The organism is Sphingobium sp. KKT206 (genome assembly GCF_055640555.1).
Map to the genome: position 1 here is coordinate 1 of NZ_JBVMWC010000003.1, position 25560 is coordinate 25560.

The 25560-nt window shown below is 62.0% G+C and carries 18 protein-coding genes and 1 pseudogene; 9 read left to right on the forward strand and 10 right to left on the reverse strand.

What is annotated here, in order from left to right; genetic code table 11:
• From ACZ2HM_RS22990 to ACZ2HM_RS23010, 5 genes are all read left to right on the forward strand, one after another.
• Positions 1–2169: a PQQ-dependent dehydrogenase, methanol/ethanol family gene (locus ACZ2HM_RS22990; protein ID WP_107917704.1), complete on the forward strand. Its 2169-nt coding sequence runs from the start codon at positions 1–3 to the stop codon at positions 2167–2169.
• Between the two features lie 172 nt (positions 2170–2341).
• On the forward strand, positions 2342–3745 hold the full coding sequence (locus ACZ2HM_RS22995) for an aldehyde dehydrogenase family protein (protein ID WP_011950407.1): 1404 nt from the start codon (positions 2342–2344) through the stop codon (positions 3743–3745).
• A gap of 47 nt (positions 3746–3792) precedes the next feature.
• Positions 3793–5373: an AMP-binding protein gene (locus ACZ2HM_RS23000; protein ID WP_049771327.1), complete on the forward strand. Its 1581-nt coding sequence runs from the start codon at positions 3793–3795 to the stop codon at positions 5371–5373.
• A 257-nt stretch (positions 5374–5630) separates the two neighbouring features.
• The gene (locus ACZ2HM_RS23005; protein WP_030540404.1) at positions 5631–7541 is read left to right on the forward strand and encodes a sigma-54-dependent Fis family transcriptional regulator; all 1911 of its coding nucleotides are present in this window, start codon (positions 5631–5633) and stop codon (positions 7539–7541) included.
• A 277-nt stretch (positions 7542–7818) separates the two neighbouring features.
• Positions 7819–9867 (forward strand): TonB-dependent receptor, encoded by a 2049-nt coding sequence (locus ACZ2HM_RS23010; protein ID WP_011950404.1) that lies wholly within the window; start codon positions 7819–7821, stop codon positions 9865–9867.
• 104 nt (positions 9868–9971) lie between these two features.
• Here ACZ2HM_RS23010 and ACZ2HM_RS23015 read toward each other — a convergent pair whose 3' ends face one another.
• The 4 genes and pseudogenes from ACZ2HM_RS23015 to sul1 all read right to left on the reverse strand — a co-directional run bounded on the left by ACZ2HM_RS23015 (position 9972) and on the right by sul1 (position 12722).
• Positions 9972–10736, reverse strand: coding sequence for an IS6-like element IS6100 family transposase (locus ACZ2HM_RS23015; RefSeq protein ID WP_001389365.1), 765 nt, complete (start codon positions 10734–10736; stop codon positions 9972–9974).
• A gap of 117 nt (positions 10737–10853) precedes the next feature.
• Positions 10854–10922 (reverse strand): annotated as a pseudogene (locus ACZ2HM_RS23020) (hypothetical protein); the annotation flags it as partial.
• 320 nt (positions 10923–11242) lie between these two features.
• Positions 11243–11743, reverse strand: a complete 501-nt coding sequence (locus ACZ2HM_RS23025) for a GNAT family N-acetyltransferase (RefSeq protein WP_000376623.1) — start codon at positions 11741–11743, stop codon at positions 11243–11245.
• Between the two features lie 127 nt (positions 11744–11870).
• Positions 11871–12722: a sulfonamide-resistant dihydropteroate synthase Sul1 gene (gene sul1, locus ACZ2HM_RS23030; protein WP_000946487.1), complete on the reverse strand. Its 852-nt coding sequence runs from the start codon at positions 12720–12722 to the stop codon at positions 11871–11873.
• 101 nt (positions 12723–12823) lie between these two features.
• On the opposite strand from sul1, the gene intI1 reads away from it, so the two are divergent.
• Positions 12824–13837: a class 1 integron integrase IntI1 gene (gene intI1, locus ACZ2HM_RS23035; RefSeq protein ID WP_000845048.1), complete on the forward strand. Its 1014-nt coding sequence runs from the start codon at positions 12824–12826 to the stop codon at positions 13835–13837.
• A 271-nt stretch (positions 13838–14108) separates the two neighbouring features.
• On the opposite strand, the gene ACZ2HM_RS23040 is transcribed toward intI1, so the two are convergent.
• Together ACZ2HM_RS23040 and ACZ2HM_RS23045 are read right to left on the reverse strand one after the other, a co-directional pair.
• Positions 14109–15458, reverse strand: a complete 1350-nt coding sequence (locus tag ACZ2HM_RS23040; protein ID WP_223811145.1) for a M1 family metallopeptidase — start codon at positions 15456–15458, stop codon at positions 14109–14111.
• Between the two features lie 65 nt (positions 15459–15523).
• Positions 15524–16120 carry a recombinase family protein gene (locus tag ACZ2HM_RS23045; RefSeq protein ID WP_048575153.1) on the reverse strand — a complete coding sequence of 199 codons (597 nt, stop codon included), beginning with the start codon at positions 16118–16120 and terminating at the stop codon, positions 15524–15526.
• A gap of 148 nt (positions 16121–16268) precedes the next feature.
• Here ACZ2HM_RS23045 and ACZ2HM_RS23050 point away from each other — a divergent pair, with 148 nt between their 5' ends.
• The 3 genes from ACZ2HM_RS23050 to ACZ2HM_RS23060 all read left to right on the forward strand — a co-directional run bounded on the left by ACZ2HM_RS23050 (position 16269) and on the right by ACZ2HM_RS23060 (position 21702).
• The gene (locus tag ACZ2HM_RS23050; protein ID WP_053085608.1) at positions 16269–17750 is read left to right on the forward strand and encodes a Mu transposase C-terminal domain-containing protein; all 1482 of its coding nucleotides are present in this window, start codon (positions 16269–16271) and stop codon (positions 17748–17750) included.
• Entirely contained in the window at positions 17750–18571 is an 822-nt protein-coding gene (locus tag ACZ2HM_RS23055; RefSeq protein ID WP_042853443.1) for an AAA family ATPase, read from the forward strand. Before ACZ2HM_RS23050 ends, ACZ2HM_RS23055 begins: the two co-directional genes overlap by 1 nt.
• Before the next feature lie 116 nt (positions 18572–18687).
• Positions 18688–21702: a Tn3 family transposase gene (locus tag ACZ2HM_RS23060; RefSeq protein WP_037555775.1), complete on the forward strand. Its 3015-nt coding sequence runs from the start codon at positions 18688–18690 to the stop codon at positions 21700–21702.
• Positions 21703–21740: 38 nt separating this feature from the next.
• On the opposite strand, the gene ACZ2HM_RS23065 is transcribed toward ACZ2HM_RS23060, so the two are convergent.
• From ACZ2HM_RS23065 to ligK, 4 genes are all read right to left on the reverse strand, one after another.
• Positions 21741–22754: an MFS transporter gene (locus tag ACZ2HM_RS23065; protein WP_470427346.1), complete on the reverse strand. Its 1014-nt coding sequence runs from the start codon at positions 22752–22754 to the stop codon at positions 21741–21743.
• 144 nt (positions 22755–22898) lie between these two features.
• Complete coding sequence (locus ACZ2HM_RS23070) at positions 22899–23768, reverse strand: amidohydrolase family protein (protein WP_026002709.1); 870 nt, start codon at positions 23766–23768, stop codon at positions 22899–22901.
• On the reverse strand, positions 23765–24820 hold the full coding sequence (locus ACZ2HM_RS23075; protein WP_026002708.1) for a 4-oxalomesaconate tautomerase: 1056 nt from the start codon (positions 24818–24820) through the stop codon (positions 23765–23767). The genes ACZ2HM_RS23070 and ACZ2HM_RS23075 overlap by 4 nt, the downstream gene beginning before the upstream one ends.
• Positions 24813–25487, reverse strand: coding sequence for a 4-carboxy-4-hydroxy-2-oxoadipate aldolase/oxaloacetate decarboxylase (gene ligK, locus ACZ2HM_RS23080; protein WP_026002707.1), 675 nt, complete (start codon positions 25485–25487; stop codon positions 24813–24815). Before ligK ends, ACZ2HM_RS23075 begins: the two co-directional genes overlap by 8 nt.
• Positions 25488–25560 lie beyond the last annotated feature (73 nt).

Consider the following 25560-nt stretch of genomic DNA (forward strand, 5'->3'; position numbering starts at 1 on the left):
ATGTCGATCATCTTTTTCGGGCGGGGAAAGCCGGGGCGAATGGCCCTTGTGGGGGCGGGCTTCCTCTTGCTGGGTACGACACTGAGTGGTTGCTCGCGGTCGAACGAAGCGAGCAACCGGGCACCCGTCGATACCTCGAAAATCGCCGGGAAAATTAACGGTGACTTTATTGTCAAGAACGCTGCGACTTCCGAGGAATGGCCCAGCTACGGCCTCGACTATTCGGAAACGCGCTTCAGCAAGCTGTCCCAGATATCCACTGACAATGTCGCCCGACTGGGTTTGGCCTGGACCTATGATCTGGGCTCGACCCGCGGCGTAGAGGCAACGCCGCTTGTTGTGGACGGGATCATGTACGTGACAGCATCCTGGAGCGTCGTGCATGCAATCAATGTACGGACGGGGAAGCAGTTGTGGACGTTCGATCCGCAAGTGCCGCGCAGCGCGGGCGGCAAGGGGTGCTGTGACGTCGTGAACCGGGGCGTGGCCGTCTATGAGGGAAAAGTCTTCGTCGGAGCCTTCGATGGTCGTCTCATCGCGCTTGATGCGGCGTCCGGCGCCAAATTGTGGGAAGAGGACACCAGACTATCGCCGGACTCGCCAGCCACCATCACCGGCGCGCCGCGTGTGTACAAGGGCAAGGTCATCATTGGTAACGGTGGCGCGGAGCTGGGGTTGCGTGGCTATATCACCGCCTATGATGCGTCGTCGGGCAAGAAGCTCTGGCGCTGGTTCACGGTCCCGGGAGATCCATCGAAGCCGTTTGAGAACAAGGCGATGGAAGCCGCCGCCAAGACCTGGGACCCCAGCGGACGCTATTGGGAGGCGGGCGGTGGCGGCACCGTCTGGAACAGCATGGCGTTCGATCCGCAGCTCAATCTCATGTATATCGGCGTCGGAAACGGGGCGCCTTGGTCGCGCAATCGCCGCAGTCCCAAGGGCGGCGACAATCTCTATCTCGGATCGATCGTCGCGCTCAATCCTGATACCGGCGAATATGTCTGGCACTATCAGGAGACGCCGGGGGACAACTGGGATTACACGTCGACGCAGGATATGATCCTGGCCGACATGACGGTCGACGGCGCGCCGCGCAAAGTGATCCTGCATGCGCCCAAGAACGGCTTCTTCTTCGTCATCGATCGGACAAACGGCAAATTCATCTCCGCGAAGAATTTCGTGCCGGTGAACTGGGCCTCGGGCTATGACAAGGCGGGCAGGCCTATCGAATTGCCCGGCGTCCGCTCGGCCACGCCCTATGAGATCATTCCCGGTCCTTTTGGCGGGCACAACTGGCATTCCATGTCGTTCAATCCGGCTTTGGGGCTGGCGTTCATTCCCGCGCAGCATGTGCCGCTTTCGCTGGCGGACGATCCGAAATGGAAATATCGCTCCAACATTCCAGGCCAGCCCATGAGCGGCATCGGTTGGAACACAGGCAGTTTGCTGGGAGGCGCGGCGACGAAGGCCAAACCCTTCGGTCGCCTGATCGCATGGGACCCGGTGCGCCAGAAGCAAGTCTGGAGTCAGGAACAAGTTTCGCCGTGGAATGGTGGCACGCTGACCACAGCGGGGAATCTGGTGTTCCAAGGAACCGCAGATGGGCATTTCGTAGCCTATGATGCGCGCAACGGCCATAAAATGTGGGAGTCGCCGGTAGGCAGTGGCGTCATCGCGGCTCCGATCACCTACCAGATCGATGGCAAGCAGTATGTCTCGATTGCGGTGGGTTGGGGCGGTGTTTTCGGTGAGTCCCAGCGCGCTACCGACCGCAGTTCGCCTGGTACGGTCTACACCTTCGTCATCGGCGGCAAGGCGCCGTTGCCGCAGTTCGGAAAATATGAGCAGGGGGAACTGCTCTCGGGCGTGCCCTATGACAAGAAGGACGTCGCTCCTGGAGGCGCACTCTACGTCAGCAACTGTCTGTTCTGCCATGGCGTTCCTGGCGTCGACAAGGGAGGCAATTTGCCCAACCTGGGTTATGCGCCCCGCGAGGCGATCGCCAATCTTGAAGCGTTCGTTTTCGAAGGTGCGATGGCCGAGCAGGGTATGCCCGATTTCAAGGGCAAGCTTACCGCAGAGGACGTCAAGAAGCTCAAGGCGTTCATTCAAGGCACTGCAGATTCTGTGCGCGGACAACCTGCCGCGAGCGCAAAACCGAAAAAATAGGCTCGCTTAGAGAGGATGACCGGCGGTTTCGGCGCCCGCCGCCGGTCATCCGATCCTTTGTGAAAAGGCGGCGACAAACGCTTGCGCCGGTCAGGACTGAAGACCGGCGACCATGGGGCGCTCTGGATGCCCTGCATATTCGATTTTCCCACGTATGTGGCTGGAGACAAGCATGTCTGATTATAAGTTGCTGATTGGGGGCCAACTCGTGGAGGGCGATGGCACGCTCGAGGTCATCAACCCCGCACTCGGCGAAGCGTTCGTGACCGTGCCGCGCGCTTCAGCGGCTCAGGCCGACGAAGCCATCAAAGCCGCCAAGGCAGCCTATCCCGGCTGGGCCGAGACGCCCTTCGCGCAGCGCCAGGCCAAGCTCATCGAGCTTGCCGATGCCATCGCGGCCGATGGCGACAATCTCGCGCGCCTGCTGGTGCAAGAACAGGGCAAGCCCTTTGCCGAGGCCCAGGGGGAAGTTGCGTGGACGGAAGGATATCTCCGGCACTACGCCACTCTCGAGCTTCCCGACCGGGTCATACAGGACGATGAGCAGGCCCATATCGTCGTCAAGCATCGGCCGCTAGGCGTGGTCGTCGGGATCATCGCATGGAACTTCCCGCTGCTCGTCGCCTGCTGGAAGATCGGTCCCGCCGTGCTGGCGGGAAACAGCATCATCTTGAAGCCGGCCCCTACCACGCCCGTCACCGCCCTTGCATTAGGCGCGCTGTGCCGAGACATCTTCCCGGCGGGCGTGGTCAACATCATCACCGACGATAATGACCTGGGGCCGCATCTCACCGCCCATCCGGATGTCGCCAAAATTGGCTTCACGGGTTCGACCGCCACCGGCAAGCGGATCGCGGCGAGCAGCGCTGATACGCTCAAGCGCGTCACGCTCGAGCTGGGCGGCAACGATCCGGCCATCGTGCTGGAGGATGTCGATGTGCGTGAGACGGCGCTGGCGATCTTCAACGGCGCGTTCCTCAACTGCGGACAGGTCTGCCTGGCGGTGAAGCGGGCCTATGTGCATGAATCGATCTACGAGGCGATGTGCGACGAATTGGCAAGGCTGGCGCAGGAAGCCGTCGTCGATGACGGACTGAAGCAGGGAACGAATATCGGTCCGATCCAGAACCGCGCGCAATTTGAAAAGGTGAAGGGATTCCTGGAGGCGGCCCGGCGCGACGGCAAGATCATCGCCGGTGGCGAAGCCATGGAGCGAGCCGGCTATTTCATCCAACCGACCATCGTCCGGGATATCAGCGACGGCCATACGATCGTGGATGAAGAGCAATTCGGACCCATATTGCCGGTCATCGCCTTCTCGGATGTGGACGACGTGGTACGCTGCGTCAATTCCTCCGAATACGGCCTGGGTGGATCCATCTGGTCGAAAGATGTCGAGCGCGCCGCGGCGATCGCCGAGCGTATCGAAAGCGGTCAGATGTGGGTCAACCAGCATATCGCGATCGGCCCGCACATCCCCATGGCCGGCTTCAAAAATTCCGGCCTGGGTGTCGAGCAGTCCGTCGAGGGCCTCGCCGAATATACGCAGCTCCAAGTGATCAACATCAAGAGGTGACCGTGCTCTCAATTGCGAAAGGCGCGGCTGATGTTCCGCTGCTGGAGATGACGCTGGGAGAAGCCCTATCGGTGGCTGCCCGGCGCTGGGGGAGTGAACTGGCATTGGTTTCCCGGCATCAGAATATATGCTGGAGCTGGCAGGAACTGAACCGCGAAGCGGAACGGGTCGCGTGCGGACTGCTCGATCATGGGGTGCGTCGCGGCGATCGGGTCGGCATCTGGGCGCCCAATTGCGCCGAATGGACCGTGATTCAATTCGCGACCGCCAAGATCGGCGCGATCCTGGTAAACATCAATCCTGCCTATCGTGTCAGCGAAATCGAGTATGCGCTCGCAAAGGTCGGCTGCAGCGTGCTGGTGACGGCATCTGCCTTCAAAAGCAGTAACTACATCGCCATGCTACGCGAGATCGGGACGCGTAGTTTACCTGACCTTCGCCTGGTGATTTCGCTTGGTGAGCAGGCACATGACGGTTTCATTCCTTGGGAGCAACTGCGCGTGTCGGCGGATCCCCTGCTGCTGGGCGCGGCATCGGAAAGTCTGCGACCGGACGATGCCATCAACATACAATTCACCAGCGGCACGACGGGTTTTCCAAAGGGGGCAACGCTTACGCATCGCAACATTCTCAACAATGGTTATTTTTCGGGACAAACCATCAATCTCACCGTCAAGGACCGCATCTGCATTCCGGTTCCGCTCTATCATTGCTTCGGCATGGTCCTGGGTAATCTTGCATCCGTGACGAGCGGGGCTGCGATGATCTACCCCGGAGAGGCTTATGATGCGCGGATGACACTTGAGGCGGTGCGAGATGAACGTTGTACGGCGCTTTACGGAGTGCCGACCATGCTGATCACGATCCTCAACCATCCGGACCTCGATCAGTTCGACGTCTCGTCCTTGCGCACCGGGATCATGGCGGGCGCCCCTTGCCCGGCGGCCATGATGGAGCAGATCATGGATCGGTTGAACATGCGCGAGGTGACTATCGGCTATGGCATGACCGAAACCAGTCCCCTGACGACGCAGACGTCGATAGACGATCCCGTCGCAGAGCGAGTGGCGACGGTGGGCCGCGTCCACCCTCATGCCGAAGCAAAGATCGTAGGGTTGAACGGCGAGACATTGCAGGTGAACCAACAGGGCGAATATTGCTCGCGCGGATATGCGGTGATGCAGGGATATTGGAACGATCCGGAAAAGACCGACGATGCCATCGACGCGGAAGGATGGATGCACTCGGGCGATCTCGCGGTGATGGATGAGCGGGGCTATGTTCGCATTACCGGCCGCATCAAGGACATGATCATCCGGGGCGGCGAGAATATCTATCCGCGCGAGCTCGAGGAATTCCTGCTTGGCCACCCGTTGATCGTCGATGTGCAGGTCTTTGGCGTCAGCGACGCTAAATTTGGTGAGGAAGTCTGCGCATGGGTCATAGCGCGAGCCGGCCATCGGCTGAGCGCCGACGATGTGATTGCCCACTGCCGGGGTAAGATCGCCCACTACAAGGTTCCCCGCTATGTCCGCATCGTCGAGGGCTTCGCTATGACGGTCACGGGCAAGGCGCAGAAGTTCGAGATGCGCAAGACGATGGAAGCTGAACTGGGCTTGGTGGCTTGAGTATTCCTCTCCCCTTGAGCCACTATGGTCGGCCAGGCGCATGTGTCGCCTGGCCGACCATTTTTGTGATCGCCAGGCATCGATCTGTTTCGGCACGATCGGATCTTCCAGAGAAGGAGAGATGGTTGTTCGCGTCCGTCGAACAAGCTAGCATGACGGGCGATAAAGATGTTCGAATGGAGAGAGGGATCAGCGCCGTCCGGTCCAGGCGCCGGGCACCCCACCGTTCGGAAAGACAACGGTACGAGAGGCAATCCATGAATCTGGAACAGGTCCGCCAGACAAGGAGGGCACGAGATCTTTTCTTCTCGGGCGAGAGTATCGTGTCGCAGTGGGTGCCCGAGCCGATCACGCGTTCCTGGGAGCGATCAAGACGCCTGGGTTTGAGCGCGTCCGACAAGAGGTTGTTCGACATGGCGGCGCCTGGCGAACGCCGGATCGCCACAGAAAGGGGTGAACGGCTCATTCGCTATGCGATGCCGGAGATGACACGGCTTTACAAAGCGTTTCACACGCAGGATTGGGTGCTGGCCTGCCTTGACGTCAGCGGATTTGTCATTTGCTCGATCGGCGACGCCGAAGGGCCGTGCCGCGAACTGGAGAGTCTTTTCCGGAACGGGGTTTCCCTCAGCGAAAGTGCGATCGGCACCGGAGCGCCGGGATGCGCGCTCGTGGAACAGAAACCCTTTATTGTCCACGCCAACGAGCATTTCCTTGACGAGATTCATGGCTATTCTTGCGCGGCCGTTCCTCTGTTCGACGTTAACGGGGACCTGATCGGCGTCTTGAATGCCACCTGCCGCAGCGGCAGGGATCTGTCATCAGTTTGCGAGGCGTTGCGGGTTGCCGCCCGAGCCATAGAAAATCATATGCTGCTTGACCTTCCGGGCGCTCTGCACGTCTCGTTACATTATCACCCTGACCTGCTTCGCACGCCCTTGGCTGCCGTTCTCGCTTTCTCGGAACATGGGCAATTGCTCGGTGGGAACCAGATCGCGCGCAAGCTGCTTGGGCATACGCGTTCGGCGACAGAGTTCGATCACATGTTCGACCTGCCTTTTGCGCGTGCGGTTGACGAGCTTAGCGGCCGCAATGCCGAACCGATCGTGACAGACACGCCGGCCGGCATCCGCGTCCACCTCAGTCTCGCCCGCCATGCAGATGACGTTATGCGGGTTGGTAAGGCGCTCTTGCCGCCGCCCTCGGGCAAGCGTTCGTCTCATGCCTCTTCTGACATGTTCTGTTCCGATCCCGCCCTGCTGGACACCATTGGCGACGCGAAGCTGGCGTTCGCTCGTGATATTCCTGTTCTCCTAACCGGCGAGACGGGAACTGGAAAGGAGGTTCTTGCGCGGGAGCTGCACGCCTCAGGGCCGCGGCGAAACGGGCCGTTCGTGCCGGTAAATTGTGCGTCCATTCCCGACGGACTGATCGAGGCCGAATTGTTCGGATATGTGGAAGGGGCGTTTACCGGCGCTCGCCGGGGAGGCGCTCCGGGTAAATTTGAGCAGGCCCATGGTGGAACACTCTTCCTGGATGAGATCGGGGACATGCCGCTCTCGCTACAGGCTCGTCTTCTGCGGGTTCTGCAGGAGCGGGCCGTCATGCCGGTGGGCGGATCGAAGGACAGGCCGATCGATATCTCTCTGGTCTGTGCGACCCATCGTGACCTCAAGGCGCTCGTCGCCACGGGCGAATTTCGGGAAGACCTTTACTACCGCATTGATGGACTCTGCGTCACCTTGCCCCCCTTACGCGAGCGAGCGGATTTGTCGGAACTCATAGGACAAATCGTCGATCGCGAAATCGGCGATCGTTTGACACTTTCCCTCTCGGATGACGCACTGGAATGTCTGCGGTCCTTCGCATGGCCCGGGAACATCCGCCAACTGAGCCTCATTCTTCGTCGGGCCATCGCGCTCGCTGCCGGGAGCGCGCTGATCGCGCCAAGGCATCTTCCAGAGGAGATGAGGCAAACTCGTTCGAATGTGGGGCGCGAGGTGGCTTCGCTCGAACGAACGGAGCGGGATGCGGTATTAATGGCGCTCCATCAATGTGCGGGAAATATTGCCGCTACGGCTCGTCAATTGGGGGTCGGCCGGCCGACGCTTTATCGTAAGATGCGTAAGTATAATATCGAAGTGCAGGGCGTTAAGACCATATTTTAACTCTCCATGACGTGTTAGTTGGTTGCGCATTAGCCTTACCGCAAGGTTTTTCGGTTATTTGCGCGAAACAGATAAATGAGAATCATTACGTAGATTTGATCTGCATCTGCGACTTGCTCGGGCAATGTTGAGTGATATCCTGCTCATCTCATGCCGGCGCATGCTGTGATCTAACTCAGCTCTGTTAAGCCCGGGTTTCCGCGGCGTCGGCACATGCGTGCGACGCGCGATGGCCCAATCAACGAAAGCTCCAAACTCCAGAGGGCGTGGACGCATCATGAAAGACTATCTGCTGCTGATACTTCTGCTGGTGCCATCCGGAGTGCTGGCGCAGCCCCCCGATGATGCAGGCGCCGATGCACCTTCGATCATCGTAACGGGACAGGGGCTGGGCCTGCCACCCGGTACGCCCGCCTATGGATCGGTGGCGATCGACCGGCAACGGCTGCTCGACAATGCGTCGGGCCGGCTGGAGAATGTGCTGGCCAACGTCGCCGGCTCCCAGCAGTTTCGTCGGTCGGACAGCCGGGCGTCGAACCCGTCCAACCAGGGCGCGACCCTGCGGGCGCTGGGTGGCAATGCATCCAGCCGGACGCTGGTGTTGCTGGACGGCGTGCCCGTGGCCGATCCCTTCTTTGGCTATATTCCTTTCTCCGCGCTGGTTCCGGACCGTCTGTCCGTTGTGCGGGTGACGCGCGGCGGCGGGTCGGGTGCGTTCGGCGCGGGCGCTGTCGCCGGCACGATCGAGCTGGCCAGCGCCACGCGCGACCAGTTGCCGGATTTCGCTGCCAGCGCCTTCTATGGCAGCCATGACGCCGCCGAGATGTCGGCCAGCGTCACGCCGGACCTAGGCGGCGGCTATGTTTCGCTGTCGGGGCGCTGGGACCGGGGGAACGGCTTCCAGACCACGCCAAAGTCGCAGCGCGTCGCGGCGACCGTGCCCGCCGCCTATGATAGCTGGTCCACCAATTTACGCGCGGTCGCGCCGCTCTCCGTGACGTCCGAATTGCAGTTCCGCGCCACGATCTTTCAGGACGACAGGACGCTGCGGTTCAAGGGCGCGGACTCCGCGAACGAAGGGCAGGACGCCAGTGTTCGCTTCATCTCGCGCGGCGATTGGCAGGTTGATGCGCTCGCCTATATCCAGGCGCGCAACTTTTCCAATATCGTGATCTCCGCCTCCACCTTCCGCAAGTCGCTCGACCAGCGCAACACGCCGTCCATGGGGCTTGGCGGCAAGATCGAGATCCGCCCGCCGGTCGGGTCGGATCATGTACTGCGGCTGGGCGCGGATACGCGCTTCGCGCTGGGCGACATGTATGAGGACGCCTATGACGCCAATATCGCCAGCAATCCCGTCACCTTCCGCCGCCATGCCGGTGGGCAGCAGGTGACGACCGGCCTGTTCGCCGAGGACGACTGGACGCTAGAAGGCCTGGTGTTGACCGGCGGCGTGCGGGCGGATCACTGGACGATCAGCGACGGCTTCTATCATCAGGCCAACGCCAGCACCGGTGCAGTGACAGCGACCGATTACGCCAACCGGTCCGACTGGCAGTTTTCGGGGCGGGCGGGCGCGATCCTGCGCCTGAGCGGCGCGCTCGCGCTGCGCGGGGCGGGCTATACCGGCTTTCGCCTGCCGACGCTGAACGAGCTGTACCGGCCATTCGTGGTCTTCCCGATCACGACGCAGGCGAACGCGGCGCTGAAGCCCGAGCGCCTGAAGGGCGTGGAGGCGGGCTTCGACCTGACCCCGCTGCCCGGCGTGACCCTGGGCGCGACCGCCTTCTACAACCGGCTGGACGATGCGATCGCCAATGTCACCATCGGCACCAACACCCGCCAGCGCCAGAATGTTAACCGCATCGTCGCCAAGGGGATCGAACTTACGGCCAGCGCGCGTCTGGGCGATTTCGGCCTGTCGGCCTCCTATGCCTACAGCCACAGCGAGGTCGATGCGCCAGGCAAGGCGTTCGACGGCTTCGCGCCCGCGCAGACGCCGCGCAACAGCGCCAGCGCGACGCTGGCCTGGACGCCGGCGCAGGGGCCGACGCTCTCCGCGTCGGTCCATTATGTGTCGAGCCAATATGAGGATGATCTTCAGATCGACACACTGCCCAGGGCGCTGACCGTGGATGCGCTCGCGCGCTTGCCGCTGGGCCATGGCGTCGCGCTGACGGCGCGGGGCGAAAATCTGTTCGACGAGAAGGTGGTGACGTGTCAATCGGCGTGCAAACGGGACCCCCTATCGGCGCGCAAAAGGGACCCCCTTTCACGATGGCGCAAGGTTGATCGGACACGCGCCTTTGCGCTGCGCGCGGCGTAGGGAGGGCGGAGCCCGACCGGAGGCGCGCGCAGCGCAAAGCATCTTTTAATGGCTCTGTTGCAAAGATTGGCGGCAGTCAGAGGTAGGCTGTCGCTCTGCGCCGATCAGGCGGCTGCTGCGAAATGGTGGTTGAGCATGCCCATGGCCTCCGTCAGCGCCGAGGGCCCAATGCCAAAAGCTCTCTCCACAAGGCGCACCTCGCCCCTGATGCCGGGCTGCAGGCACCAGGGGCGAGCCTGTCCTTTGCGCAGGGCTCGCATGACTTCGAATCCCTTGATCGTGGCATAGGCCGTGGGGATCGATTTGAAACCGCGCACCGGCTTGATCAGTATCTTGAGCTTTCCGTGATCGGCCTCGATCACGTTATTGAGATACTTCACCTGCCGGTGGGCCGTCTCCCGGTCCAGCTTTCCTTCGCGCTTCAATTCGGTGATCGCTGCACCATAGCTCGGCGCTTTGTCGGTATTGAGCGTGGCAGGCTTTTCCCAGTGCTTCAGGCCTCGCAGGGCCTTGCCCAGGAACCGCTTCGCTGCCTTGGCGCTGCGGGTCGGCGACAGGTAGAAATCGATCGTGTCGCCCCGCTTGTCGACTGCCCGGTACAGGTAGGTCCACTTGCCCCGCACCTTGACGTAGGTTTCATCCAGGCGCCAGCTCGGATCAAAGCCACGCCGCCAGAACCAGCGCAGCCGCTTCTCCATCTCCGGGGCGTAGCACTGGACCCAGCGATAGATCGTCGTATGGTCGACCGAAATGCCGCGTTCCGCCAGCATTTCCTCAAGGTCGCGATAGCTGATCGGATAGCGACAATACCAGCGCACCGCCCACAGGATCACATCACCCTGGAAATGGCGCCACTTGAAATCCGTCATCGTTCCGTCCGTCCAATCTCCGCCAAGCATGCTCAAGCTTCACGATTTTTGCAACAGAGCCCACACGAGTATTGAGCATAGTCGAGATTGGTGCAGATCACTTCTGATATTGAACTGTCAGGAGCTGGCTGCACAACAGCCATTACGCCCAATCAACTGGTGCAGTCGTCTTCTGAAAATGACATTTGGTATCTCTCATAAACGGATGTTTTTGAGAGAACTATCTTCGGCCTTCACACGCACGAAAGGCGGCGAAGCTCCGCCGTTAATCCGTCCGCCGGAGATCTCGCCCAGGCAGGCTGAAGGCCGAGCAAGCCTGACAGGCCCGAAAAGCCCGGCACGGGCGTCGGCGGCGATGACGGCGGCGGCATTATCCAGGGTTGATGATGGAAGTGGAGGATATCGACAACCTCTCGCGCAACCAAGACATCGCGGTCGGACTGCAAGTGATCTTGAAGCCACGGGCCCGTCCCACCCCGACATGGACCTCGATGCCCGAACGGACGTTAGATTTCGAGTTCTAGGCGTTCTGCGATGAAGGTTGGATCCCAGCCGGGATTGAAAGTGTCGACGTGGGTGAATCCGAGCCGCTCGTATAGGCCACGCAGGTTCGGGTGGCAGTCGAGCCGCAGCTTGGCGCACCCCTGCGTTCGCGCGGCATGGCGGCAAGCCTCGATCAGCGCGGAGCTGACACCCCGGCCCGCATGTGTCCGTCGCACCGCGAGCTTGTGCAGATATGCGGCCTCCCCCTTGAGGGCGTCGGGCCAGAACTCGGGATCCTCGGCCGACAAGGTGCAACAGCCGACGATGCCGTCGCTGCAACTCGCGACTAGGAGCTCGGATCTCAGGACGAAGGTCTCCGCGAATGTCCGGTCGATCCGCGCGACGTCCCAGGCGGGCGTTCCCTTGGCGGACATCCACGCCGCAGCGTCGTGCATCAGCCGCACAACCTCGTCGATATCACCCGAGCAGGCGACCCGAACGTTCGGAGGCTCCTCGCTGTCCATTCGCTCCCCTGGCGCGGTATGAACCGCCGCCTCATAGTGCAGTTTGATCCTGACGAGCCCAGCATGTCTGCGCCCACCTTCGCGGAACCTGACCAGGGTCCGCTAGCGGGCGGCCGGAAGGTGAATGCTAGGCATGATCTAACCCTCGGTCTCTGGCGTCGCGACTGCGAAATTTCGCGAGGGTTTCCGAGAAGGTGATTGCGCTTCGCAGATCTCCAGGCGCGTGGGTGCGGACGTAGTCAGCGCCATTGCCGATCGCGTGAAGTTCCGCCGCAAGGCTCGCTGGACCCAGATCCTTTACAGGAAGGCCAACGGTGGCGCCCAAGAAGGATTTCCGCGACACCGAGACCAATAGCGGAAGCCCCAACGCCGACTTCAGCTTTTGAAGGTTCGACAGCACGTGCAGCGATGTTTCCGGTGCGGGGCTCAAGAAAAATCCCATCCCCGGATCGAGGATGAGCCGGTCGGCAGCGACCCCGCTCCGTCGCAAGGCGGAAACCCGCGCCTCGAAGAACCGCACAATCTCGTCGAGCGCGTCTTCGGGTCGAAGGTGACCGGTGCGGGTGGCGATGCCATCCCGCTGCGCTGAGTGCATAACCACCAGCCTGCAGTCCGCCTCAGCAATATCGGGATAGAGCGCAGGGTCAGGAAATCCTTGGATATCGTTCAGGTAGCCCACGCCGCGCTTGAGCGCATAGCGCTGGGTTTCCGGTTGGAAGCTGTCGATTGAAACACGGTGCATCTGATCGGACAGGGCGTCTAAGAGCGGCGCAATACGTCTGATCTCATCGGCCGGCGATACAGGCCTCGCGTCCGGATGGCTGGCGGCCGGTCCGACATCCACGACGTCTGATCCGACTCGCAGCATTTCGATCGCCGCGGTGACAGCGCCGGCGGGGTCTAGCCGCCGGCTCTCATCGAAGAAGGAGTCCTCGGTGAGATTCAGAATGCCGAACACCGTCACCCTGCTGCGTAACATCGTTGCTGCTCCATAACATCAAACATCGACCCACGGCGTAACGCGCTTGCTGCTTGGATGCCCGAGGCATAGACTGTACAAAAAAACAGTCATAACAAGCCATGAAAACCGCCACTGCGCCGTTACCACCGCTGCGTTCGGTCAAGGTTCTGGACCAGTTGCGTGAGCGCATACGCTACTTGCATTACAGCTTACGAACCGAACAGGCTTATGTCCACTGGGTTCGTGCCTTCATCCGTTTCCACGGTGTGCGTCACCCGGCAACCTTGGGCAGCAGCGAAGTCGAGGCATTTCTGTCCTGGCTGGCGAACGAGCGCAAGGTTTCGGTCTCCACGCATCGTCAGGCATTGGCGGCCTTGCTGTTCTTCTACGGCAAGGTGCTGTGCACGGATCTGCCCTGGCTTCAGGAGATCGGAAGACCTCGGCCGTCGCGGCGCTTGCCGGTGGTGCTGACCCCGGATGAAGTGGTTCGCATCCTCGGTTTTCTGGAAGGCGAGCATCGTTTGTTCGCCCAGCTTCTGTATGGAACGGGCATGCGGATCAGTGAGGGTTTGCAACTGCGGGTCAAGGATCTGGATTTCGATCACGGCACGATCATCGTGCGGGAGGGCAAGGGCTCCAAGGATCGGGCCTTGATGTTACCCGAGAGCTTGGCACCCAGCCTGCGCGAGCAGCTGTCGCGTGCACGGGCATGGTGGCTGAAGGACCAGGCCGAGGGCCGCAGCGGCGTTGCGCTTCCCGACGCCCTTGAGCGGAAGTATCCGCGCGCCGGGCATTCCTGGCCGTGGTTCTGGGTTTTTGCGCAGCACACGCATTCGACCGATCCACGGAGCGGTGTCGTGCGTCGCCATCACATGTATGACCAGACCTTTCAGCGCGCCTTCAAACGTGCCGTAGAACAAGCAGGCATCACGAAGCCCGCCACACCGCACACCCTCCGCCACTCGTTCGCGACGGCCTTGCTCCGCAGCGGTTACGACATTCGAACCGTGCAGGATCTGCTCGGCCATTCCGACGTCTCTACGACGATGATTTACACGCATGTGCTGAAAGTTGGCGGTGCCGGAGTGCGCTCACCGCTTGATGCGCTGCCGCCCCTCACTAGTGAGAGGTAGGGCAGCGCAAGTCAATCCTGGCGGATTCACTACCCCTGCGCGAAGGCCATCGGTGCCGCATCGAACGGCCGGTTGCGGAAAGTCCTCCCTGCGTCCGCTGATGGCCGGCAGCAGCCCGTCGTTGCCTGATGGATCCAACCCCTCCGCTGCTATAGTGCAGTCGGCTTCTGACGTTCAGTGCAGCCGTCTTCTGAAAACGACACCACCCTGCCTGTGGATGTCAGAGCTAATTGGCATGGTTCTGTCAGCGGTAAATGTCATCACGGCCAAGCTATTGCGACTGCCCTTCCGAAAGGCCCTCGCCGAACACCCATTCGGCGAACAGCGGACGCAAGTCCCGGCCGCTCGCTTCCTCCATCGCCCGCTTTAGGTCTATGCTGGTGACCGTGCCGCCCGCATGGTCACGGGTGTAGCGGCGCAGGCCAGACCAGAACGCGGCATCGCCGAGCGTGACCCGGAGCTGCGCCATGAACAGCGCGCCCTTGCTGTATTGGATCGCGCGTCGGACGCCCAATGTCGGGTAGGTGCCGTTCCAAGCCAGCGGCTTGTCAAAACCCATCGCTCGCGCCTTTTCAAACCGGCTTCTGGCTTCATTGAGTTCGGCTTCATACGCGGCGCGACCGTAGCGATGCTGCTTCCATGCGGCCGTCATGAATGTCGTGATGCCCTCGTTCAGCCAGAAGTCCTTGAGGGTTTCGCATGTGATCAGGTTGCCCCACCATTGATGGGTAAGTTCGTGTACGATGGCCCAATCCTGCGACGGATCATCTGGCTGCCTCGGCAGCGCATCGCTGCCGAGGACGGAGTATGTCGCCGCCTCCTGCGCCTCATCGCCTTCGACCAGAAGCTGGCTGTAGTCGGCAACCGGAAGCGGCATGCCCGCCTTGGCGGAGAGAAAGGCGACCATATCCTTTGTCCCTGCCAAGCGTCGTTTCAGCTCGCCCGCGTCGGCAGTGTTGCTCAGATAGGTGAGCCTTTTTGATCCGACCCGTTCGCTGACCCGCGTGAGTCGACCCACCGCAAAGCCGTAAAGATAGGCCGAGTAGGGCCGAGGCGCTTTCCAGGTATGGATCTCGCTGCCGTCCGCTCCCGGTCGCCGCACGATCATGTTGCCGACTGACAGGCTGGTCATCCCGGCCGGAACACGCAGATCGAGCGAGAAGGCCGCTTTCTCGCCGAACTTGTTCTGGGAACACACCATCCAGTCGCAGGCAAAATAGCTGGTGTAGAGCGTCGTCGCCGAGCCGGCGAACCCACGTGCAGGGCGGCCATGATAGGACAACTCCAGCTTGACCGTGCGTCCACGCCGGAGCGGCCGGGGCAGATCGAAGCCGAGCACATCGCCTTCCACAGTATGAGCGAGCGCCACGCCATCGAGGGTTGCACTGTCGATGCCGAGAGTGTTGGCGGAGAAATTCAGCCGCCGGACGCCATCCACCGTCGCGCGTAGCGTGATCTTCTCACGTCCCGCGACGGTCCTGTTCTCGATGTCCGGGGTAAGCGCGAGCCTGTAGCTCGCTACCTCGAATCCATCCCCAGGCCTGTTGGCGGCGAACGCAGGGCTGCACAGCAACCCCAGAGCCGTCCCGGCTAACGGTGACGCCAACATTCTGCGGATCACTGATGCCCCTTTATACTCATAGCTTCTATCGATGGGGCCAACACCTAGGCGCGGTCGTGGTAGGATCACGCCGGCTTTGCCGCAGGCGCGGAAGATTGGCGTCCAAGCGTCCGATACACGGTTGGCCGCGATATCGAGAACACCTCGGCGAGATCGCTGATCGAATAGTCGTCGGTGTCGTACATGCGGCGCAACTCCTTCTGCTGGCGATCCGACAGCTTGGGCTTCTTGCCGCGCAGCTTCCCTTTCGAACGTGCGACCACCATGCCTTCGCGGGTCCGCATCCGGATCAGGTCGGCCTCGAACTCGGCGAAGGTGGCGAGGATGTTGAAGAACAGCTTGCCCATCGGGTCGGACGGATCGTGGACACTGGCCCCGAGCTGTAGCTTTACGCCCCGCATGGCGAGGTCGTCGCCGATCGCGCGCGCGTCGGGCACCGACCGCGCAAGACGGTCGAGCTTGGGCACCACCAGCGTGTCGCCGCTTCGGACCGCCGCGAGCGCCTGATCCAGACCGGGGCGGGTCCGGTTCGTCCCGGTAAAGCCCTTGTCGGTGTAGATGCGATTGGCCGCGACGCCGAGTTTGACCAGCGCGTCCTGTTGGGCGGCAAGGTCCTGTTTGTCGGTGGAGCATCGGGCGTAGCCGATCAGCGTGTGTGTCATGGTGAAATCTGTAACGTAAAGGGGTCCCTCAACGCAAAAGATATAGTACCATCTATATGAGACTCGGCTTTTGGCGGTTTCCCGTGCCTCGACAGGTCAGCTGGCGACCGTCCGCTGAACGATCCTCTTTCGGACGGGGCAGATCACCATGACCGATGATCGTAAGTCGGAATCGGGAAGTGCCGAAGTCGCGCCACGGATGGCTGTGCTCCGTCGGCACCTCCATGATGCGGTGCCGCTGGACCAAGCCGCGACCGACGCCGGCATCTCGCTCCGCACCGCTCGCCGCTGGCTCGCCCGCTACCGCGCCGATGGTCCGGCGGGGCTGGCGCGTCCTACCCGACCCGAAGCCGGCAAGCGTACCTTCCCGAAAGAACTAGTCGAACTGATCGAGGGCATGGCGCTGCTCAAACCGCCGCCATCGATCGTGACCATCCATCGCCGTCTCGCCGCCATCGTCGGCGAACGGCAATGGCGAATGCCGTCCTATGGCAGCGTGCGCGATATCGTGCGGCGGATCGATCCGGCGATGCTGACCTTGGCACATGAAGGTGCTGCCGCCTTCCGCGACAAGTTCGAGTTGGTGCATCGGCACCGCGCCGAACACCCCAATGCGATCTGGCAAGCCGATCACACCCAGCTCGATATCCTGATCCTCGATGCCGGCGGTCGCCCGGTGCGGCCGTGGCTGACGACGGTGCTGGACGATCACTCGCGCGTGATAGCAGGCTACATGGTTTTCCTCGGCGCGCCCTCCGCGCTCAACACGTCGCTCGCGCTGCGACAGGCGATTTGGCGCAAGGCCGATCCGACCTGGCCGGTATGCGGCATTCCCGACGTCCTGTACGTCGATCACGGATCGGACTTCACCAGCCTTCATCTCGAACAGGCTGCGGCCGATCTGCGTATCCGCCTGATCTACTCTGCCGTCGCGCGTCCACAGGGGCGCGGCAAGATCGAGCGGCTGTTCCGCACCATCAACACCGAACTGTTGGCGGAACTGCCGGGCAATCTTCGTAACGGCAAACCGGTATCGCCCCCGCGCCTGACGCTTCCCGAACTGGACGCTGCGATCGGCACATACATCGTGGCGACCTATAACGTCCGCCCGCACAGGGCGATCGGCGTACCGCCCGTCGATGCGTGGCGCGGCGATGGCTGGCTGTCCCGGATGCCGGAAACGCTGGAGGAACTGGACGCGCTGCTGGTCATGGTCGCCAAGCCGCGCATCGTCCACCGCGACGGCATCCGTTTCGAGGGGCTGCGATACTTCAACCCTACGCTCGCCGCCTATGTCGGCGAGCCGGTGACGATCCGCTACGATCCTCGCGACGTAGGCGAGGTTCGGATATTCCATCGCAACGTCTTTCTGTGCCGGGCCGTCAGCCCCGACCATGCCGGCCTGAGTATCACTCTCAAGGACGTGCAAGCCGCCCGCATCGCCTATCGTCGTCGCCTGCGGAGCGAGATCGGAGAGCGGAAGGCCCGCGTTGCGGACTATCTGCCCGCGATCTTGCGCCCGCTGGGTTCCGGCTCGGTGCGCGCCTCAACGCCAAAACCCACGCCTGCCACGTCCCCCGAGGTGACACGGAGCAAGCCGCGTCTCCGCACCTATTACGAGGGCGAGTGATGGCAGACGGCAGCGCTCGCGCCACCAGCTTCATCTCGACGCAGGAACATCGCCGCTTCACCGAGTTTGCCAACGCCGTCCGCAAGCACCGCTACATTGGCTTGTGTCACGGCACGGCCGGCGTCGGCAAAACCCTTTCCGCGCGACGCTACGCGCGCTGGGACGGCGCAGTCGATCTGCTCATGACCTGGGGTGCGCGGCAGGCGTCCGATCTCAAGATATATGCCGACCTCGCCCGTGCGCGTGCCGTGTTCTATACGCCGACAGTCGGCAGCACGCTGCGCGAGCTTCGTCAGGACCTGCCCCGCCTCATCGATCGGGTCGATATCTGTATCGATCAGCATGTCCGGCCCAAGGATCAGATCGTCGTTTCGCCCCGGAAGCATTTCGTCGAACTGCTGATCGTCGATGAAGCCGACCGCCTGTCCAACACGGGGCTGGAATATCTGCGTGACCTGTTCGACCGGCAGGGCATCGGCCTTATCCTGATCGGGATGCCGGGCATCGAAAAGCGCATGGAGCGATACGCACAGCTTTTCAGCCGTGTCGGCTTCGCCCACCAGTACCGGCCCTTGCAGGATCAGGAGCTGACCTTTGTCCTCACGCGGCGCTGGCGCGACCTCGGACTCGCGATGGACGAAGCGGACTTCACCGACGCGCAGGCGGTCGCCACCATCGTGCGGATCACGGGCGGCAACTTCCGTCTGCTCCACCGGCTGTTCGTTCAGATCGAGCGCATCCTGAGGATCAACGGCCTGAACGCGATCACTGACGACGTGGTGGAAGCTGCACGCAGCACCCTCGTGATCGGTGTCACTTAGCGCTGACAGAACGGTGCCAATCAGCGCTGATATCTACACATATGTTTTGCGAAGAAATTCGCCTTGTTTATCGGCATGGGCCGTCCCCTTCGCAAAAGTTGAAAGTTTCGCACGGTATGCCCACCCGTCACCTCACTGACGCCCAGCGTCAGGGCTTTGCCCGCTTTGATGGCGAACCGTCGGCCGATCAACTCGCGCGATATTTCCATCTGGACCAAACTGATCGCGACCTCATTGGAACTCTGCGCGGCGACCACAATCGGCTCGGCTTTGCCGTGATGCTGACGAGCGCCCGGTTTCTGGGCGCATTTCCAGTCTCGCCCGCCGAGATCCCAGCGTCGGTCCTGGCGGCCGTGATCGAACAACTCGCTCTTGAACCCGGCACGGACGTGGACGCCTATTTTGCGGGAAGCCGACGCATCCGGCACCTCGCGCTCATCCGGACGCACTGCGGCTTCACGGACTTTGGCGACAACGCGGTGGCACGTTTCCGGCTGACCCGATGGCTCTACGCCCTTTGCTGGAGCGGCGACGATCGGCCCGGCCCCCTGATTGATCGAGCTGCGGCCTGGCTGATCGCCAACAAGGTGCTGCTGCCGGGCGTCACGGTCGTCGAGCGCCTGGTTGGCAGGATCCGCGATCGTGCGCGGACCAGGCTTTGGCGCCATCTGGTCGCCAGCTTGAGCGATGACCAGCGCGTGCGCATCGCCGCGCTGTTTGACGATGGCGACACATCCACGTTCGCCGCCCTGGACGCGCTCCGGACCGTTCCCTCCAAGCGCATGCCGACCGAACTCTTCCGACACCTTGATCGGCTCGATGCGGTCCGGGCGTTCAATCTGCGGCCGGCGCCACCGCGGGGCGTTCCCGCCACAACCCTTGAGCGGCTCGCGCGGGTAGCGCGCGTCGGCAAGCCCTCGGCCATCGCCGCCCTTCAGGAGCCTCGTCGAACCGCGACCGTAGCCGCGCTCTTCCATACGCTCGAAGCGGCGGCCCAGGACGACGCCGCCGAGCTGGCCGAGGCTCTGCTCGCCGACTTGGTGAAAGGGGCTGAAGCCGCCGACAAACAGGCCCGCCTGCGCAGTCTGCGCGATCTCGATGGCGCCGCGATGCTGCTCCACGCAATGGGTCTGTTGGTTTTGACCGACGACGCCCTGCCCCTCAATGAATGGCGAGATGTGCTCTTCGAGCGGTTGCCCCGTCCCGACATCGAGGCCGCCATGTCCAAGGTGGAGGCGATCGCCAAGCCCGCGGAGACCAAGCCCTATGATCAACTGCGAACAAAATGGCGGAGCGCCCGGCGATTGTTCTTTGAAATCGCTACCCGCATCGAGACCGACGCTGCCCCAGGTGGCAAAAACGTCAAGGCCGCGATCAGCTACCTCAAGGGCGTGGACGACTGGTCCTCTCTCGTCAAGATGCGCGGCGCACCGATCGCTGCGGTCTCGAAGGCGTGGAGGCAACATGTCCTGGATGACGATGGCAGGATGCGCGACCCGAAGGCCTATGTCTTCGCGATCATCGATGCGTGGCGTCTGGCGATCAAGCGTCGCGATGTGTTCGCCAAGCCCGGCATCCGATACGGGGATCCCCGGCGCGGGATGCTCGAGGGCGAGTCCTGGCACAATTCCAGGTTGATGGTAGCACGCGCCCTGGGCCGATCTCTGGAAGCCGACATTGAGATTGACGGTCTCTCCCGCCTTCTCGACGAGGCATATCGACATGTCGTTGCGCGCGCCGGCGACAATCCGGACCTGCGTTTTGAGACGGTCGCCGACAAGATGGGGATTGTGGTCACGCCCCTCGACAAGCTTGATGAACCCGAGAGCCTTCGAGCACTTCGCGCCGCCGTCCAAACGCGCATGCCGAAGGCCGGAATGCCCGACATCTTTCTTGAAGTCATGGCGCGAACCGGATTTGCCAAGTCCTTTACGCATCTGAGCGAGCGTCAGGCCACCGTCGAGCACTTCGAGATAAGCCTGTGCGCGACCCTGGTCGGCGGCGCCTGCAACATCGGTCTTGAGCCGATCGTGCGCCCGGAATTTGCGGCTCTGCGTCGCGACCGTCTTTCTTGGGTCGGTCAGAATTTCATTCGGCCCGAGACCATCGCCGCGGCCAACGCCGCGATCGTTTCCGCTCACAGTCGTCTGGATATCGTCCAACATTGGGGCGCAGGCGAGGTGGCCAGCGCCGACGGCATGCGTTTTGTCGCTCCGTCGAGCGCCATACACGCCGGGCCCAACCCCAAATATTACGGCCAGGAGCGCGGCGTCACTTGGTACAACATGATTTCCAATCAGTTCAGCGGTCTGACCGGAGCGGTCATCCCCGGCACGTTGCGCGACAGCCTGGTCGTCCTGGCTCTCCTGCTGGAGCAGGAAACCGAGCTCGATCCTCTGGAGATCATGACCGACACCGCCGCCTATTCCGACGCCATTTTCGGTCTGTTCTGGCTCTTGGGCTACCGGTTCAGCCCCCGTCTGGCGGACATCGGCGACGCCAAACTCTGGCGTATCGACCGCCAGGCGAGCTATGGGCCGTTCGATCAGACCGCCTGGGGCAGGGTTAAAATCAATCTGATCCGGGAAAACTGGTCCGACCTTATCCGCTTGGCCGGATCGCTCAAGCTCGGCCACCTCAAGGCCGCAGGCGTCATGCGAATGCTGCAGGTCAAAGACCGCCCAACAACGCTGGCCAAGGCCCTGTCTGAACTCGGCCGCATCATCAAGACGCTGCATATCCTGCGATACATCGATGACCGGCCGTTCCGGCGACGAATATTGTTTCAGCTCAACCGGCAGGAATTGCGCCACAAGCTCGGTCGGCGCGTCCATCACGGCGATCGGGGCGAAATCAGAAGCCCTCTGCGTCAGGGCCAAGAGGAGCAGCTTGGGGTCCTCGGTCTGGCCCTCAACTCCATCGTCCACTGGAACGCTGTCTACATGCAGGAAACCGTGCGCCAACTCAGCGAGGCCGGGACGCCGCCGCTGCCCGCCGATATCGCTCGGCTCTCGCCGATATCTTGGCGTCACATCAATTTCCTCGGCCGCTACGACTTCTCCGTGCCTGACGCCGTCGCAAACGGCGGCCTCAGACCGCTACGCCAACCTAATTCCGAATGGGACTTTTGAAAGGAAATAATGCCCCTTACGACACTTTCCTGTTCCGCTCAGCCGCACGACCCGAGAACGCGTGGAATCATGATCATGACCACCGCCACCATCGTACCAGGCGTGGCGAAACCCCAGACCATCAAGCTCACAATCGTTAAGGTTACGCTCGATTGAGGCAGGAAAAGAGAGATGCTCGCCATACAGGCTAAGACGGATATGGTTGCGGCAACGAGCTTGAACGAGTGACCGCGGGAGAGAAGAAAGCCGGTCAATATCCCTCCGCAGATACTGGCGATATTCGAGATCGCTACGGCAGCAGATCCCATGGATACGGAAACACCAAGAGTCTTGGCCATGTATTGAGGCATGACGATATTGACGCCAAAACCAGCGATGGTGAGTATCGCGAATGCGGCCGCCAACCGGAGTACGCCCGATTCTCCGATCACCGCCCGCAAGGCGTCGTCGTTGCCAGCGGTTCCGCGGGACGTCTGTCCAGGCACCGGGAGCAAGCCGACGGAAAGGGCAAGGCCGGCTGCCGCCGCACCATGAATGACGAATGGCAGACGCCAGTGTTCGGTTGCGGAGAATGGAGCGGCAAGGAGCAGACCGGCGCTTATGCCTGCGGCGAAATAGGTCGACCAGAGCGCCATGGCCCCGGTTTGCCGTTTTCCCGATGTAGTCATGATGAGGAGCGAAGGAGCGGCAGCGGTGATCGCTACAAAGCCGATACCTTCGATCAGACGTGCCGCTTCGATCAGGCCCAAGCTGTCGCTTATGTAGCAAATGGCGTTTGCGATCACGATGAGCACACATGCGCCAGCGAGCATGGGCCGAGCACCGTACCTATCGACTGCTGACCCGCCCAGGGTTGAGCCGAGTGTGGGAGCAATGAACAGGAGACCGATAATCCAGCCGATCTCCTGCGGAGAAGAGCCGAGCGCCTTGCCCATATCCGCTGCGATCGGCGCCATCTTGCCGGCGGACGCTATGGCAAGCAGACCGTAACAATAGACAAGAAAGATTGAGCCCCAGCCTGCGCTTTCGGCTTTCGATGTCGTGACGGTCATAAGGTATCCCCCTCTATGCCCGCCCTCCGTCTGCGTGAACTCAACTGCGGAACCGCCGCAGCCTGGTTCAGACTGGTTGGCGGCTATCGATCTCCATGCCAATGAAGCGCATGCCCCCGTTTCGACGGTGACAGCATCCATGCTTTAATCATGCCAGTAGAGTCTGGCCGGGTTGTCCACGAGCAGGCGATGTTGCAACTCAGGCGTCGGTGCGATGCGGGGGATCATATCGACCAGCGCGCCATCGTCCGAAATTGCATCTTGCATGTTCGGGTGCGGCCAGTCGGTGCCCCACAGGACGCGATCCGGATAGTCTTCGACAAGGGGGCGCACGGCCTGTGCGAAAGCATCCCATGGCGGGCCGCTGCCATCGAGGCGGTCGGGACAGGTCACCTTGGTCCAGATATCGTCGCGGCTGTCGAGGAGTGCCCGGAAGACACGCATATCCGGTCCATCCGGTCCTTGCGTGACATCGGGCCGCCCCATATGGTCGACGACGATCAGCGTAGGGATGGCGTCGAGGAACGAACGGAGTTCTTCCAGGATATCCGCCTCGAAATAGACGACGACATGCCAGCCGAGGCCCTGGATGCGACGGGCGACCTCAAGGAATTTGTCCTTGGGCGCATCGTCGACCAACCGTTTCAGGAAGTTGAACCGCACGCCGCGAATGCCGCCTTGGTGCAGGTTTTCAAGTTCGGCATCGCTGATGGCTGGATCGACAACCGCTACCCCGCGCGCGCGTCCATCGGATTTTGCGATTGCATCCAGCGTCGCACTGTTGTCCGTGCCGTGGCAACTGGCCTGCACGATGACGTTGCGGGAGAAACCGAGCCTGTCGCGCAACGCGAACAACATGTCCGGCCCGGCATCTTCGGGAAGATATTTGGCCTTCGCGCTGAAGGGGAACTGCGCCATCGGTCCGAAGACATGGCAGTGCGCATCGACCGCGCCGGCGGGTGGTACAAACCGCGGGCGTGAGGGATCGGCGTGCCAGCTTACGATACGACTCATGCGAAAATCTCTCCATCCATAAGCTTGCGCGCGGTACGCAAGATGGCGGCGCTGGTGACCTGGCCGTCTGCATCCGTCTCCATGACGCAGCTCATCTCGCCGGTAGGATGCTCCACCGACAGGGTCTTGCGGGCACCGCCTGGGATTGACGCGACCTGCGCGGCGGGCGATCCCTCGATCAAGCAGGCGGTGGCGACGCTGACCGCGCCGAGAACACCGATCGAGGCATGTGCGCGGTGGGGGATGAAGCTGCGTACCGTGACGGCGCCTCCGTCGCGCGGTGGTGCAACCAGCATCATCTTGGGTACGGATTTCTCGCGCACGTCGCCGAGGTTCATTCGTTCGCCGACGGCAAGGCGGATCGCCTCGATCCGTGCCTTGAGATCGCTGGCGCCGTCCAGCTCGTCACGACTCTCGTAGCCGGCCGCACCGACGTCTTCGGCCTTCATCACGACGCAGGGCATGCCGTTGTCGATCAACGTGACCGGCACGCCGTTCACGATGTCACAGGCATTTCCGGTAGGCAGCAGCGCGCCGCAGGATGAGCCTGCCGTTTCGCGGAACTCTAGCGGGATCGGAGCCGCCGTGCCCGGTACGCCGTCGATCCTTGCCGCCCCGTCATAGCGCACGCGCCCTGACGGTGTTTCGATTGTCGCCACGGCAATCTGGCCGGTGTTCATCATGTAGATGGTGACACGCGTCTCGCTGTCCTGTGCCGGCACCAATCCGCGTTCGATCGCGAACGGACCGACGCCGGCCAGGATATTGCCGCAATTTTGTGCATCGGTAACGATAGGCTTGTCGACGAATACCTGAAGAAACAGATAGTCGACATCGATGCCGGGACGCTCGGATTTCGAGATCACGGCCACCTTGCTTGTCAAGGGATCCGACCCGCCCATCCCGTCGATCTGGCGGGGATCGGGCGATCCCATCGCGCGGAGCAGGAAGGCGTCGCGTGCCGCGATATCGGCAGGGAGGTCATCTTTGAGGAAATAGCCCCCTTTGGATGTGCCGCCACGCATCCACATGACGCGGGTGGGGTCAGACATATTTCAGGCCCATTTCGGCGAGGCGGCCACGCATATCGTAAATGTCGAGGCCGAGTTCCCCGGCAGCGAGCCGTTGACGCTTCGTTTCCTCATTGGCTTCGCGTGCCTGGGCCTTTGCCAACACGTCGGCGGCGCGTTCGCGCTCGACCACACAGACCCCATCGTCATCTGCAATGATCACGTCACCGGGACGGATCACGGCGTCTGCGCAAACGACGGGGACATTGACCGATCCCAGCGTCGCCTTCACCGTACCCTGTGCGAAGATGGCCTTCGACCAGACAGGAAAGCCCATGGCCGTCAGATCGCGCACGTCACGTACCCCCGCATCGATTACCAGCCCCCGGCAACCCCGTGCCATCGCCGAGGTGGCGAGAAGGTCTCCGAAATAGCCGTCTTCGCAAGGCGAGGTGGGGGCGAGCACGAGAATGTCGCCGGGCTGCAGCTGCTCGATGGCGACATGCACCATCCAGTTGTCCCCGGGAGGCGCGGAGATGGTGACCGCCGAGCCCGCGATACGGGCGCCTGCATAGATCGGGCGCATGCGGGAGGCGAGCAGCCCTGTGCGGCCTTGCGCTTCATGGACCGTCGCAACGCCGCAAGAGGCGAGGGCGTCGATTACCGGCGCTTCCGCTCGCTCGATAGATTGGACGACTAAACCCGACACAACGCTCTCCTTGGCAACGATAACTGGGAGAATGCGCGCCGTTCCGTCCTTGCAGCAAATCCGTTCTTTGCCC

Bases quoted from the DNA above. Each gene is read 5' to 3' on its own strand.
- ACZ2HM_RS22990 (WP_107917704.1), top strand. From the start codon at position 1: ATGTCGATCATCTTTTTCGGGCGGGGAAAGCCGGGGCGAATGGCCCTT.
- ACZ2HM_RS22995 (WP_011950407.1), top strand. From the start codon at position 2,342: ATGTCTGATTATAAGTTGCTGATTGGGGGCCAACTCGTGGAGGGCGAT.
- ACZ2HM_RS23000 (WP_049771327.1), top strand. From the start codon at position 3,793: ATGACGCTGGGAGAAGCCCTATCGGTGGCTGCCCGGCGCTGGGGGAGT.
- ACZ2HM_RS23005 (WP_030540404.1), top strand. From the start codon at position 5,631: ATGAATCTGGAACAGGTCCGCCAGACAAGGAGGGCACGAGATCTTTTC.
- ACZ2HM_RS23010 (WP_011950404.1), top strand. From the start codon at position 7,819: ATGAAAGACTATCTGCTGCTGATACTTCTGCTGGTGCCATCCGGAGTG.
- ACZ2HM_RS23015 (WP_001389365.1), bottom strand. From the start codon at position 10,736: ATGACGGATTTCAAGTGGCGCCATTTCCAGGGTGATGTGATCCTGTGG.
- ACZ2HM_RS23025 (WP_000376623.1), bottom strand. From the start codon at position 11,743: ATGGACAGCGAGGAGCCTCCGAACGTTCGGGTCGCCTGCTCGGGTGAT.
- sul1 (WP_000946487.1), bottom strand. From the start codon at position 12,722: ATGTTACGCAGCAGGGTGACGGTGTTCGGCATTCTGAATCTCACCGAG.
- intI1 (WP_000845048.1), top strand. From the start codon at position 12,824: ATGAAAACCGCCACTGCGCCGTTACCACCGCTGCGTTCGGTCAAGGTT.
- ACZ2HM_RS23045 (WP_048575153.1), bottom strand. From the start codon at position 16,120: ATGACACACACGCTGATCGGCTACGCCCGATGCTCCACCGACAAACAG.
- ACZ2HM_RS23050 (WP_053085608.1), top strand. From the start codon at position 16,269: ATGACCGATGATCGTAAGTCGGAATCGGGAAGTGCCGAAGTCGCGCCA.
- ACZ2HM_RS23055 (WP_042853443.1), top strand. From the start codon at position 17,750: ATGGCAGACGGCAGCGCTCGCGCCACCAGCTTCATCTCGACGCAGGAA.
- ACZ2HM_RS23060 (WP_037555775.1), top strand. From the start codon at position 18,688: ATGCCCACCCGTCACCTCACTGACGCCCAGCGTCAGGGCTTTGCCCGC.
- ACZ2HM_RS23065 (WP_470427346.1), bottom strand. From the start codon at position 22,754: ATGACCGTCACGACATCGAAAGCCGAAAGCGCAGGCTGGGGCTCAATC.
- ACZ2HM_RS23070 (WP_026002709.1), bottom strand. From the start codon at position 23,768: ATGAGTCGTATCGTAAGCTGGCACGCCGATCCCTCACGCCCGCGGTTT.
- ACZ2HM_RS23075 (WP_026002708.1), bottom strand. From the start codon at position 24,820: ATGTCTGACCCCACCCGCGTCATGTGGATGCGTGGCGGCACATCCAAA.